Origin of the sequence: Oscillatoria sp. FACHB-1407, from assembly GCF_014697545.1 — a bacterium.
In the GTDB taxonomy this organism is placed as follows: domain Bacteria; phylum Cyanobacteriota; class Cyanobacteriia; order Elainellales; family Elainellaceae; genus FACHB-1407.
Genome location: NZ_JACJSA010000012.1, coordinates 141,563 through 154,777 on the forward strand (window position 1 = coordinate 141,563; position 13,215 = coordinate 154,777).

General features: G+C 50.1%; 12 protein-coding genes and 1 tRNA gene. 9 read left to right on the top strand and 4 right to left on the bottom strand.

The window, feature by feature from the left end; all coding sequences use genetic code 11:
* The first annotated feature begins 56 nt into the window (after positions 1 to 56).
* The 5 genes from H6G89_RS20000 (at position 57) to H6G89_RS20020 (ending at position 5,350) form a co-directional block, all read left to right on the top strand.
* Positions 57 to 128: transfer RNA gene (locus H6G89_RS20000), tRNA-Asn, on the top strand.
* Between the two features lie 41 nt (positions 129 to 169).
* Positions 170 to 1,390, top strand: coding sequence for a threonine ammonia-lyase (locus H6G89_RS20005; RefSeq protein ID WP_190509673.1), 1,221 nt, complete (start codon positions 170 to 172; stop codon positions 1,388 to 1,390).
* Between the two features lie 3 nt (positions 1,391 to 1,393).
* Complete coding sequence (locus tag H6G89_RS20010; RefSeq protein ID WP_339384504.1) at positions 1,394 to 2,605, top strand: aminotransferase class V-fold PLP-dependent enzyme; 1,212 nt, start codon at positions 1,394 to 1,396, stop codon at positions 2,603 to 2,605.
* Positions 2,606 to 2,640: 35 nt separating this feature from the next.
* On the top strand, positions 2,641 to 4,287 hold the full coding sequence (locus H6G89_RS20015) for a glycosyltransferase family 39 protein (RefSeq protein ID WP_190509675.1): 1,647 nt from the start codon (positions 2,641 to 2,643) through the stop codon (positions 4,285 to 4,287).
* Positions 4,288 to 4,876: 589 nt separating this feature from the next.
* Positions 4,877 to 5,350: a phycobilisome protein gene (locus tag H6G89_RS20020; RefSeq protein WP_190509677.1), complete on the top strand. Its 474-nt coding sequence runs from the start codon at positions 4,877 to 4,879 to the stop codon at positions 5,348 to 5,350.
* Between the two features lie 351 nt (positions 5,351 to 5,701).
* On the opposite strand, the gene H6G89_RS20025 is transcribed toward H6G89_RS20020, so the two are convergent.
* Both H6G89_RS20025 and H6G89_RS20030 read right to left on the bottom strand, forming a co-directional pair.
* Positions 5,702 to 6,544, bottom strand: coding sequence for an alpha/beta fold hydrolase (locus tag H6G89_RS20025; protein WP_190509679.1), 843 nt, complete (start codon positions 6,542 to 6,544; stop codon positions 5,702 to 5,704).
* A 2-nt stretch (positions 6,545 to 6,546) separates the two neighbouring features.
* The gene (locus H6G89_RS20030) at positions 6,547 to 7,266 is read right to left on the bottom strand and encodes a lysophospholipid acyltransferase family protein (RefSeq protein WP_190509681.1); all 720 of its coding nucleotides are present in this window, start codon (positions 7,264 to 7,266) and stop codon (positions 6,547 to 6,549) included.
* Positions 7,267 to 8,134: 868 nt separating this feature from the next.
* Here H6G89_RS20030 and metG point away from each other — a divergent pair.
* From metG to H6G89_RS20050, 4 genes are all read left to right on the top strand, one after another.
* Positions 8,135 to 9,733 (top strand): methionine--tRNA ligase, encoded by a 1,599-nt coding sequence (metG, locus tag H6G89_RS20035; protein ID WP_309230045.1) that lies wholly within the window; start codon positions 8,135 to 8,137, stop codon positions 9,731 to 9,733.
* 148 nt (positions 9,734 to 9,881) lie between these two features.
* Positions 9,882 to 10,493 carry a LabA-like NYN domain-containing protein gene (locus H6G89_RS20040; protein WP_190509686.1) on the top strand — a complete coding sequence of 204 codons (612 nt, stop codon included), beginning with the start codon at positions 9,882 to 9,884 and terminating at the stop codon, positions 10,491 to 10,493.
* Positions 10,483 to 11,646, top strand: a complete 1,164-nt coding sequence (locus tag H6G89_RS20045) for a DUF58 domain-containing protein (protein WP_190509688.1) — start codon at positions 10,483 to 10,485, stop codon at positions 11,644 to 11,646. Before H6G89_RS20040 ends, H6G89_RS20045 begins: the two co-directional genes overlap by 11 nt.
* Before the next feature lie 65 nt (positions 11,647 to 11,711).
* Positions 11,712 to 12,122 carry a DUF309 domain-containing protein gene (locus H6G89_RS20050; RefSeq protein WP_190509690.1) on the top strand — a complete coding sequence of 137 codons (411 nt, stop codon included), beginning with the start codon at positions 11,712 to 11,714 and terminating at the stop codon, positions 12,120 to 12,122.
* Here H6G89_RS20050 and H6G89_RS20055 read toward each other — a convergent pair.
* Both H6G89_RS20055 and H6G89_RS20060 read right to left on the bottom strand, forming a co-directional pair.
* Positions 12,096 to 12,350, bottom strand: a complete 255-nt coding sequence (locus tag H6G89_RS20055) for a SemiSWEET transporter (RefSeq protein WP_190509692.1) — start codon at positions 12,348 to 12,350, stop codon at positions 12,096 to 12,098. The genes H6G89_RS20050 and H6G89_RS20055 overlap by 27 nt on opposite strands.
* Positions 12,351 to 12,450: 100 nt before the next feature.
* Positions 12,451 to 13,194 carry a DUF502 domain-containing protein gene (locus tag H6G89_RS20060; RefSeq protein ID WP_190509806.1) on the bottom strand — a complete coding sequence of 248 codons (744 nt, stop codon included), beginning with the start codon at positions 13,192 to 13,194 and terminating at the stop codon, positions 12,451 to 12,453.
* Positions 13,195 to 13,215 lie beyond the last annotated feature (21 nt).

Here is a 13,215-nt window from a genome sequence, read left to right on the forward strand (position 1 = left end):
AAATCCAAATAGGACTTGTCAAATTGTTCCAATTCTCGTTACTATTAGATCCGCGTTCCTCAGTAGCTCAGTGGTAGAGCGGTCGGCTGTTAACCGATTGGTCGCTGGTTCGAATCCAGCCTGGGGAGTTTTCTAGTTAGGGTTGCGATAGGAAAAGGCAGAGATCCGCATGACAGTCACGCTAGAAGACATTCAGTCGGCGGCTGACTTGATTCGACATGCCGTAGTCCGAACGCCTACTTGTCTATCGCGTTCTCTCTCGGCGATCGCCCACACAAATCTGTTTCTCAAATTAGAGACGTTTCAGTTAACAGGCTCTTTTAAGGAACGGGGGGCACTGGTCAAACTCAAGCAACTGACCCCCAAAGAAGCTGCTGCCGGGGTGATTGCCATGTCCGCAGGTAACCACGCGCAGGGGGTGGCGTATCACGCTCAACGGTTGGGGATTCCGGCAACAATCGTGATGCCCAAAGGAACGCCCTACATCAAAGTGCAACGGACAGCGAGTTTTGGTGCCAGGGTGGTGCTGGAGGGAGATGGCCTGGAGGCAGCTTCTGCCTTTGCCCATGAGATGGCAATCCAGGAGGGGTTAACCTTTGTCCATCCTTTTGACGATTACGATGTGATTCGAGGGCAGGGTACGATCGCCCTGGAGATGCTGGCTGACTGCCCTGATTTGGATGTGCTGATTATCCCCATTGGGGGTGGTGGCTTGATTTCAGGGATGGCGATCGCCGCTAAATCCCTCAAGCCCACCATTAAAATCATCGGTGTGCAAACGGAGATGTGCCCGTCTATGTATCAACTGCGCTACGGGCAGGCTCCTACTCTCACTGGGCAGACCATTGCCGAGGGCATTGCGGTCAAACATCCCGGCAAGCTGACCCGCAAGCTGATCGACCAATACGTTGATGATATTGTTCTGGTCAGTGAGGCGAGCCTGGAAACCGCTGTACAACTGATTGCAGCTGAGGGACATATCGTTGCTGAAGGAGCCGGAGCCGCACCCCTGGCAGCCGTGTTGTCCTATCCGGAGCGGTTCACCAATCAACAGGCAGGCTTGGTCATCTGTGGCGGCAATATCGATGCTCGAATTCTGTCGTCGATCTTGATGCGGGGGCTGATGCGATCGCAACGAATTGTCTACTTGCGGGTTCAGATGCCTGACATTCCAGGCATGCTGGCGACTGTTGCGAGCATTGTCGGCGCGGCTGGAGCGAATATCATTGAGGTGCAGCATCAACGGCTGTTTACCGACATCTCTATTAAACAAACTCACCTTGATCTGGTGATAGAGGTGCGTGATCCGGAACAGGTGCATCAGATTGTGAACCAGATTCAGGCACACGGTTTTCCGGCGCGTCTGTTAGATGCAATCGGCAGTAAATAATTCATGATGGCTGATCTTCCCCATTCCGCTCGTCCTGACCCTGCGCCTCACCCGTGGCGATCGCTCTGGACGCTAAATCCTGAAGTCATTTATCTCAACCATGGCTCGTTTGGAGCGTGCCCGATCGAGGTACTCGATAAGCAAAGCTGGTTGCGATCGCGTTTGGAGGCAGAACCCGTTCGCTTTGTCGAAGATGTGTATGAATCGTTGCTGGATGCTTCCCGACAGGCGTTAGCAGATTTTGTCGGGACACAGCCCGATCACCTGGTGTTTGTCCCCAATGCCACAACGGGAGTGAATACGGTATTGCGATCGCTCTCGTTGCAACCTACGGATGAGTTGCTGGTGACAAACCTGGAGTACAACGCCTCTCGCAATGCCCTCAATGTTGCAGCCGAAAGAACCGGAGCACAGGTCGTCGTTGCCGAAATTCCCTTTCCGCTGGAATCTTCTCAACAAGTCATTGATGCGGTGCTTGCCAGGGTTTCAGATCGGACTCGCCTGGTATTACTCGATCATGTCACTAGCCAAACGGCTCTGATTTTACCTCTACAACCGCTGATCCAGACGTTGAATGAGCGGGGAATTGAGACGCTGATCGACGGTGCCCATGCCCCCGGAATGATTCCCCTCAACCTGGATACATTAGGCGCAACCTACTACACGGGCAACTGTCACAAGTGGATGTGTAGTCCCAAAGGCGCAGGATTTCTCTATGTCCGTCCCGATCGCCAATCTTCCATTCGTCCTCTCGTAATTAGCCATGGGGCAAACTCACCTCGACAGGATCGCTCCTTCTTTCATCTAGAGTTTGACTGGGTAGGCACGACCGATCCCACGCCTTATCTGTGCATCCCCAAAGCCATTCAATTCCTGCGATCGCTCCTGCCAGGGGGATGGTCTGACCTGATGACCCACAATCGCCAATTGGTGTTGTCCGCTAGAGCAGTGTTATGTGAGGCACTGGGAATCGCACCACCCTGTCCCGCTGAGATGATCGGCTCCATGGCGACCCTGCCGCTGCCGCATGGGAATGCTGCCGCATTACAAAAAAAACTATTTCACGACTTTGGTCTTGAGGTGCCTGTGATCCCCTGGAAGGGTTGCTCTGATCGCCTGATTCGCATCTCTGCCCAAATCTATAACACGCCTGACGATTATGATTGTTTAGCGGCTGCGTTGGTCAAGTTGCTGACATCGGAGGGGTCGGGTTGAAAGGGTTGCACCCAATCAGGGGACATCTAACTCTATTGCTGCTGTGGATCGGGATTGGCACTATCCTTCGCTTTATGGCTCTGGATAGCAAACCGCTGTGGACGGATGAGTTTTCAACCATTGCATTTAGCCTGGGGCATGGCTTTCAATCCGTTCCCTTAAACCAACCCATCGACAGTGATACCTTGCTACAACCGTTGCGCCTTGACGGGTCGAGTGGACTTGCCGCCGTTTGGCAACGGTTATCCACCGAAAGCAACCATCCCCCCCTGTTTTTTCTCTTCATGCAAGGGTGGTTAAAGCTGTTTCCACCCAATGCCAATGGCTTAGTCTCCGCCTGGGCTGTGCGATCGCTCCCGGCACTGTTTGGTGTTGCTACCATCCCTGCAATGTTTGGGTTGGGTTGGCTATCCTTTCGTTCTCCTCGTGTGGGACATCTGGCAGCGGTGTTGATGGCAGTGTCCCCCTTCAGCATCTATCTGGCACAAGAGGCGAGGCACTACACGTTGCCCTTGCTGTGGGCGATCGCCTCCCTCGGTTGTTTCACGGTGGCGGTGAGAGCAGTTGTCAATCAAATCGGGCTGCCGTTGTGGGTGTGTGCTGTGTGGATTGGGGTTAATGCACTCGGCATTGCCACTCATTATTTCCTGGCATTTACCTGGATGGCAGAGGGAATTACACTTCTGGGCGTGTGGCTGTGGCAACGGGGATGGAGCACTGCCTGGAGCCGCATTAGCCTCGTTGCCGTGGGAACTGCGGTCGGGGGATTGGTCTGGTTTCCCGTCTGGCAGAGCACTCAGGATAGCGAACTTACCCGCTGGATTTATCGGGGCGATCGCACCGGGTTTGCCCTATTAGAGCCAATCGCTCAAACGCTGGCTGGCTGGATCAGTATGATCTATTTGCTGCCTATCCAGGCAATGGCGGATTGGCTCAGCATCAGTTCCATCGTGTTGCTGGTGGTAGCGACACTGTGGACGATCCCCAGACTGGTTAGGGGGCTAAAACATCAGTGGAATTCCACCAATCGGCTTGCCGTAGTTGGCTTTGGAGGAGTTGTGCTGGGGGCGATCGCTCTGTTTCTAGGCGTGACCTACGGGCTGGGTATGGATGTTACCAGTGCCTTTCGCTATAACTTCGTCTACTTTCCCGCCGTGATTGTGTTAGCCGCAGCAGGGCTAGATGCCCACTGGGCTGGGTTGAAACCCAAGGGATACCAGACTGTTCTGTTGATTATCTGCATTAGCCTGCTCAGTGGGTTGACCGTCGTTGCCAATCTGGGCTTTCAAAAGACTCATCGCCCTGATCTGGTCGTGGAAGCAATTCGTGAAAATGCTCAGGCTCCTCCACTGGTGGCGATCGCCCATTACACGCACGGGCAAACGGGTCGCCTTATGGGAGTCGCCTGGGAATGGCAACGCACAGCAACCGCCAACGAAACGGCTCCTCGATATTTGCTGGCACATCAAGACAACAACCCCCGATCGCCCATAATCGCTCTGCGGCGATCGCTCATTTCCCTGCCTCGCCCCCTTGATCTCTGGTTAGTCAACTTTCAGCGGGTTCCAGAGCGTCCACTGCGATCGCTCCTGCAACAACAGGGGTGTGCCGCGACTTCAGAACGACGGGCGATCGATGGCTATCAATACGAGCTATATCGCTGTACCACTCCAAAAACTTAAAAAACTTGAGTTCGAGATCAGGATCTTGGTGGTTGAAACCGCAGCTATAGCAACTGTTGAGACAGTTAACACAAGGGGGTTTGGGGGCTGCGCCCCCAGCCAGGGGTTCCACCCTTGCACCCCGCCCTAACCTTAGTGAGTACTGCTATACAAAATCAAATTGTGATCAAGGCAGATGTCGGTAGAAGCGGGTTTTGCAGATAAGCTCTTGGGTTTGCCGTCAGTAAATAGCTAAACCTGCCCCTACGAGCCGTCCGTATCTGTATAGGACATCTCTCAACTTTGAACATGATGTACGGTCTGCCTTTCAGCCTCAGTCCTTAGTCCTCAGTCCTCAGTTCTCAGCACTTTGCCATAACCCCAAATTGATCTTCAAGAAAATTTTAGTTTATTGAGAAATATTGCAACTTGGTCAACGATCCCCAGGTTAGGGCAGTCTCTAAATGAGGGTGCGAGATTGGCAGTGCCTTTTGTTGATGTAGCTCTCAACTCGAAACTTTGAGCGACCTTGCTCCCGGTTTTTAGCGGCTGGCTGCCTCAGTTGTCACTCTATGTTGTTGCTGGACATCTAAATAACGCACAAATCGCTATGCACACACTTAATCACACCCTAACTCAAAAAGTTTTAGAAGCAGACGGTTCCTACTTAGATGCTCAGGGGCTAAAACCACTGGAGCAATACGTCCAAACCTATGCCACACGCCTGGAAGCTTATCAGCAGATTCGAGATCATGCACAAAATTTAGTGCAGCAAACGCTGAAAAAGTTGGGTCAGGCATATCCAGATTTGATTCAAAAACACGGCTCTCGCTGTCAGTACGACATGTCTGAAGTGTTACGATATGTCGCGCTCTCGATCCTCCGAGATGATGAAGTGTTCTTCAAAGAGCAAATGATGTCCTGGTTAGACACCATTCTGCTGGCTTACAAGCGAAATTCCCACTGCATTGTTGCTTATCGCTATCTCCAGGAAGCCGTCAATGCTACGCTTCCTCCAGCTAGCAGCAGCTTAGTTCGTCCTTACTTGGATAGCGTTACCTTAACTCTGCAAACCCACGCTTAATCTAACGTGAATTCGGGATCAGGATTTCGGCGGTTAAAACCGCCGCTATAAGAACAAAACCGACCTGCGTCGGTTCGTCAAACCTTGATTTTCCGTAGTCCGCATCGGCGGACTTGGCTCTAGTAGCCGCGAATTCATTCGCCGGGCTCTTAAACCGAACTAACGTTAATCTAGACACCTCTGATTGGTATGGCATGTTGCGGGGCAGGTTATTCCTGCCCCATTTTTCTACCTGAGCTAAGGAGATGTCCAGAAAACAAAATACCTGTAAGGGCGTTTCGCGAAACGCCCCTACCCTGTGATCTGCCACAATCAAACATTAAATCGGTATAACCTGATGAGTCAGTCCGCTCACCCTCTAGAGCCTGATAACGTAATAGGAGATGAGTCATCCACTTGTTGCTCCACCTGAAGATCTAGAAAACGATGCGATCGCAGAATGTTATACAGGTTGATATCTGATTCTAATAAGCAGGCATGACCGCTATTGGGCAGAATGTGAATCTTCGCATTTGGCAGAGATTGGGCTAATAAATGAGCTTCATTGACTGAGGGCAGGAGGCGATCGCCCAGACTGGCAACCAACAGAACGGGCTGTTTAATGCTAGCCAACTCATCGTCGCTCAGCCTGAATTCTCTTAATAGCGACATGCGCCAGATTGAACTTTTTTGAGTCACAGACTGCATCGCTTCTAACAAAGCTTGGCGATCGCTTGCGCCAATTCGTCCCAAAGACGCAAGAAAAGGGAGCAATCCGATACAAGAGGTCTGATAGAGTGGCTCTGGCAGGAATTGTGTGAGTTGTGATCCCCAATGAATCCAGGGACGACGATTGAAGGATGAGGCAGGGTTTACTAGAATCAGACGGTGAAATAACTGGGGCGATCGCACCATCATCTTCATCGCCAGACATCCACCAAACGACTCTCCACATAGATAAACCTTACGGTCACAGTTGCCCTCTAACTCGGTTCTAACCAGAGTCACAACTTGTTCAGTCAGGTCATGCCAACTGGTGAGGTCATCCGGTGGAATCGCCAAACATCGCACATCAAAGGCTTGCTCTAACCCTTCTGTTTGCGCTCGCAGTAGTTGCCCAGTGCCATCCATGCCGGGAGTAAAGACAAATAAAGGAGCTTCTGGGTAGACCCGCCGGGGAGTTAGAAAATGCACTTGATCGGGAACTACAGCCATATCTAATATCCTTGATGTAACAAACTGCTGATTTCAGTACGGCAATGTGTGGTCACTTCAGCAACCACTGATTTAGCTTGCTTTCCCTGATATCGCTGTCGTTGGCTTGCCGTAATCCACATCGGTCGCCCAATGAATACATTAACGTGTTGGTAAATCACCATTGGATGCCATCCCGATTTTTGAAAGAGAGGCTCTGAGGGATCAATCCAACTCAACACTTTTAAGGGAATGGCAGAATTGGTGACTTCTTGATGCGAAGCGATCGCGATCGGCAACACTGCCAAATCAGTCAGAGGAGCACGCAAAGCCAAATGAGCAAAGCCCCGATGAAATTGTTGAATCTCATCAGGTTGAGTCAATCGCACCATCGGTTCACCTCCCTCTGGAAACACCCCAACCACCTGACGGTGTTGCAGCAAATGAGTGGCTTGTTGCAAAAAGGAGTGTTGTCGTTGATCGGGAGTATCCAACGGAAAACAGCCCAACCGTGTCACAACATCGCGCATGAGCGGCACTTGCCCCATGTAGTGATGACAGGCGAAGCGGATGGTGCGATCGATTGCTGCCATCAACACCGGAGCATCCATAAAGCTGCGATGGTTGCTGACTACAACCATGGCTCCTTCTTGCGGGATGCGATCTTGATGGTATAAAAACAGACGTGTGCCCAGTGCTGCCAACAGTTGGTGAGACATCACAAGGGGGCTGTAGATTGACATAGCAATATAAGAACGGCAATAATTAAGCCAATCGTCGAGTCTTAATACTAATTTACATCCCTTATCCTAACTCTCCCGCTTGACAGCGTGTTCTGTCTAATCGGTTAGCTGGTGTAAGTATTTAGACGGATAACAGCACTATCTCAGTCTTGAGTCAGGCATTGACTCCATCAGATAACTCTAGAGGAGTGACAGTGAGTTGCTGTGTGCGAGAGTGTAATGTCGTTTATGCCTAGCGCAATTTATACCCAGCGCAATGCTACAGGTGGGGTAATTGTAGTTCCTGGTCAGGTTGTGGTGTGATGGCAACAGGACGGCATGGGATCTCCGCAATCAGTATTTGGGTACAAATGCGCATTCAAGAACTATCTTGGTCTAAATATGCTGGCTTTTTAGGCGGTTTTAGTGGAATACAAATGGAACAAATTATGAGTTTAGATTTATGAATCTTATGGGATAAATTGTTGCGGATTCAGCCTTTTTCTAATGATTTATTGCTGTTGAAGCGGCTTCTACAAATTAAGTTGAAAATCCTCCTGAATTAGTGATGAATAGTTGAGTAAAGAACCTGTAAATGGGCATTGTTCGTCATGCCATTGAGAAATGTTTGACTTTAAATTTAGAGGGCTTTAGTACTCAAAGCGGGCACATTTTTAGCCGCTGCCTCGCTAGAGCAGCTCAGATCGGTTGATTGGGGTTTCTGCCATTGCAATGTCCCTCGACCTGGCTTATGTACGAAAGAGTACCGTTGGGGAGGTGCCTGTTTCCCAAAATTTTTAGAACGAGACTTGGTTAGATTAGTAATATAAAATTGTAATCACCTCCTTTTGAGATAGATAACAGTAATTTTTGGGTTGATTTTTATAAGATTTCCATGAATTCTAGTGCCCCGAATCAAAATACCTTTGCCATCACGACGCCGCTTTATTACGTCAATGATCTGCCCCACATCGGTAGTGCATATACGACGATCGCGGCGGATGTGGTTTCCCGCTTCTACAGACTCCAGGGTCAACCCGTGCTGATGATCACAGGAACAGATGAGCATGGGCAAAAAATTCAGCGCACCGCAGAGGCATTAGGGCGATCGCCCCAAGAGCATTGCGACAAAATTGTGGAAGGCTTTCAAGCCCTGTGGGATCAACTCAACATTCGGTGCGATCGCTTCATTCGCACCACCTCAAAACGGCACGAGGCGATCGTACGCGAGTTTTTCCAGCGCGTTTGGGACAATGACGACATTTACCTCGGTTGGCAACAAGGGTGGTATTGCGTCTCGTGTGAAGAGTTCAAAGAAGAACGCGAACTACTCGAAGACCATTACTGTCCCCTTCACCCCACCAAACAAGCAGAGTGGCGCGATGAGCAAAACTATTTCTTCCGCCTCTCAAACTACCAGGGCAAGTTAGAAGCGTTATATCAAGAGCGACCCGATTTCATTCGTCCTGATATTCGCCGCAACGAAGTGCTGAGTTTTGTCAGTCGAGGGTTGCAAGACTTTTCTATTTCGCGGGTCAATCTAGATTGGGGCTTCCCCGTCCCGACCGATCCCGACCACACGCTCTACGTCTGGTTTGACGCGCTGTTAGGATACGTCACTGCCCTGGTCGATGCCAACCAAGAACCCACCTTAGAAAACGCCCTCGCACAATGGTGGCCCATCAACTTACATCTCATTGGCAAAGATATTCTGCGATTTCACGCGGTTTATTGGCCTGCCATGCTAATGTCAGCGGGAGTACCTGTACCCGGAGGTGTATTTGGGCATGGTTTCTTGACCAAAGATGGGCAAAAAATGGGGAAAACCTTAGGCAACATCATCGATCCCTATGAATTAGTCGGGCGGTATGGCTCTGATGCTGTTCGCTATTACTTCTTAAAGGAAATCGAATTTGGGCGAGATGGCGATTTCAACGAAACGCGCTTTGTCAATATTTTGAATGCCGACCTGGCGAACGATTTGGGCAACTTGCTGAATCGCACGTTAAAGATGGTACATAAATATTGCGAGGGATATGTCCCTGCTGTCTCAAATGATGATATTGCAACCGATGATCTGCTTAAATCCAAGGGCTTAACGTTGGGTCAAGAAGTCGCTGATGCCTACACATCGCTCTCATTTAGTCAGGCATGTGAGGCAATCTTGGCAATGATTCGCGCTGGCAACAAATTTATTGATGACCAGGCTCCTTGGGCACTCTATAAACAAGGCAAGCAAGCAGAAGTTGAGCAAGTGCTTTACACCGTTCTCGAAGCGGTCAGATTAGCTGCCTACCTGTTATCACCGATCATTCCCAACATCAGCCAAGCCGTTTATCAACAACTTGGATTTGAAATCAATTTCAATTCTCCTGAGAGTCTGACTGCCTATCCATTCACCGTTCATGCCCATTGGGGAGCATTGCCTGCCAAACAGGCTTTGGGCACTCCTGAACCCGTGTTCCGTCGTTTAGAATTGCCAACATAATATTTTGATGTTGGCAATTGCCTCATTTGTGACTGTATAACTATCGTTAATTTGGGAATCAATTCTTATCTGGCATAAACACTTTTCTTCAATTCACGTCTAAATCCAAAAAACAATTTTTTTGATAAAACTGAGGTCTTAAAAAATCATGTTTAATAACCACGATGAAAATAACAGCCCTATCTTCACACCAGAACAGGTTCTAGAAAATCGAGGACGAGTCGCGATTTTTATTGACGGCTCAAATCTCTTTTACGCAGCGTTGCAGCTAGGCATCGAGATTGATTACACCAAGTTGCTTTGTCGGTTAACGGCAGGTTCGCGCTTGTTACGCTCCTTTTTCTACACGGGGGTCGATCGCACCAATGAAAAACAGCAGGGATTCCTGCTATGGATGCGGCGCAACGGCTATCGGGTTATCTCCAAAGATCTGGTGCAGCTACCCGACGGCTCTAAAAAAGCAAATTTGGATGTCGAGATTGCAGTGGATATGATGGCATTGGTAGGGTCTTACGATACGGCGATCTTAGTCAGTGGCGATGGCGATCTTGCCTACGCGGTTGATGCGGTCAGCTATCGTGGGGTGCGAGTTGAGGTGGTGAGTTTGCGATCGATGACAAGCGATAGTTTGATCAACGTTGCCGATCGCTACATTGATCTGGATGGCATTAAAGAAGACATCCAAAAAACTCCCCGCCAAAATTACACCTACCGCCCCCTCTCTGGAATTGGATTGGTAGAAGAACAGAATGAACCCTAACCTGGGTCAACGCATTGCAGATTGGTTTGAAACGCATTGGGTAACGCCCGCCTATAGCGGTTGGCTAGCGGGGGGCTTATCTATCTTCTTCTTTGCGGCTGCCACTAACACCATGGCAGGTTGGCTGTATGTCATCAGTGGTGTGATGTTTGCGCTGTTAGCGGTGGCGGCAATCTTACCGGAGCGATCGCTCCGTCAAATTCGCATCACACGCCGTGCCATTGAGCCGATTAGCGCGGGAGAGCCACTAATTGTGGAACTGGTGGTTGAAAATCAAACCAATCAACCCAAGACCCTGTTGCAGGTACAAGATATGCTGCCCTATGTGTTAGGGCAACCCGCTTCGACCGCCATTGAGCTGATCCCCGGTCAGGGCAGCTATCACTGGGTCTATGAACACCCAACTCAGCGACGGGGTGTGTTTCGATGGCAGACCTTGCAACTGCGCACTGCCACCCCCCTGGGTCTGTTTTGGTGTCGGCGCAGCCAAACGGCTAAAGCAACAGCGATCGTCTATCCGACGGTATTGCCACTCAATCAATGCCCACTGATTGACGAGATGGGGCGCGATGTTAATGTCCATGTTCAAAGTGCTTATCGGGCACAAGGCGCAACAGAAGGAGTCACTCGAACATTGCGCCCTTATCGCTGGGGTGACTCGATTCGCCTGATCCACTGGCGCACCAGTGCCCGATATGGCGAGTTGCGCGTACGCGAGCTAGAAACCTTTACGGGGGGGCAGGAGATTATCATCTGCCTCGACACCGAGATGCGTGGAGAAACCCCCTGGGAGGCTGACAACTTTGAACAGGCAGTAATTGCAGCCGCTTCTCTCTATTTCTACGCAGTACATCAAAATTTGCAGGTCGGCGTGTGGACGGCAGCGACGGGTCTGGTTAAAGGCAAGCAAGTCGTTCTGGAAACTCTTGCCGCTACAAGTGCTACAGAGGAACGTCGGGCTGAACGCCTCCCAGATGTGCCTCTGCTCTGGCTCACTCAAGATGTCCGCAGTTTGAAAGCTCTCCCCGACGGCAGTCGTTGGGTGTTATGGTCATCACCTCACACCGCCTCTGAGCAGGGTGCGATCGCCCACTCTGGTTTGGTGATTCAACCGGATCAACCGCTTCAAATACAACTCCAAACATCCGTTTAAATCCTTCGATTTCGAAATCACGCCTTCTTAGCAATACCCATTCACCTTGTAATCCCCATTTCGTTATGACAGAGATCCTTCCTTCAGAGTTTTGGCATGGTGTAGAGCAGTTTAACCAGGGTGAGTTTTATGCCTGTCATGACACCCTGGAAGCCCTCTGGATGGAAGCGATGGAACCCCAAAAAACCTTTTATCAGGGCATCCTTCAGATTGCGGTGGGGTTATATCACCTGAGTAACCACAATTGGCGAGGAGCAGTGACCCTGTTGGGCGAAGGCATTCATCGGCTACGTCACTATCAACCAACCTACGCTGGGGTTCATGTCAGCCATCTAATCGATCAGGGAGTCCAACTGTTAACTCAGTTACAACGCTGTGGACCTGACAAAATCGCGGAGTTGGCAAAACAGGTGATTCCCGATGGTTCGGAAGATACCCAACCTTCCTACTCAATCAAACTTCAGCTTAAAAAATAGGATCACAGAGGTTAAAACCAGCGTCACTCCATTGGCGAGGATGACGGGGGTAGAGGCAATACAAAACCCATAGATCAACCAAAGCAAAATACCCGTTGTAAAGGTAATCAGCCATTCCAGCGAGATATCCTTGGCTGAGCGGGATTTCCATGTCTTGAACAACTGCGGTAAAAACGCGATCGTGGTCAACGTACCTGCTACAAACCCAAGGAGCATTACGGTGTTCATGTTAATCCCTTATTGGCGACGCACCCATTGCATCCTACTGCTTCAGCGACCTGGTTTGAAGTATCCGGTATATCTAGCTGTGAGTCTTCGTCCGCTGGTACTATCCCTGCTCGTCAAGCGGAAGCCGTGGGAAAGAGGAACGTTTGACTTCCGGTAAGGGGTTATCGAGTGGTTCTAGCTGGCGGTTTTCAAAGCTGTTGACTGGTAATGCGTTGATGGAGCCAGGACTAACAATTCCCCCAGAAATGATCACCTTGAAGGCATCTTCGATGGACATCGACAGCGTAATTACCTCGCTTTCGGGCACCACCGCATACCACCCTGTCGTAGGGTTCGGCGTTGTGGGAATGAAAATGCTCAACATCGAATGCGGTACATGGGATTGAATCTCAGGCGTTAACGTCCCGGTAACAAACGCCAGTGCCCATATCCCTTTACGGGGGTATTCCACTAGAACAACTCGCCGGAATTTGCCACTTGAATCTCTTAAAACAGTCTCCAGCAATTGTTTTAGAGTTTTGTAAACAGCCCCTGCGAAAGGGATAGCTTGCAATAACCGCTCTCCAAAGTCGAGGAGCCAGCGTCCGACGATGTTGCGAGCCATCAAGCCAATCAACAAGATGGACAACAGCGGCACTGCCAAACCAATCAAGAGATTGAGCAGATCTCCCAAAATGGGATTCAGGTCAATGAATGGATTGAGTTGTTTGGGAATGCGGGTTAGAAAGTCGATTACCCAACTGGCAATGGTGATGGTCAACCAAATTGTGGTTGCCAACGGAATGATGACCAGTAACCCGGCAATCAAGTCATTCTTCAGGTCTTGTTTAAGACGTTGGAGCACAGACAATCTAATCTCCCATGT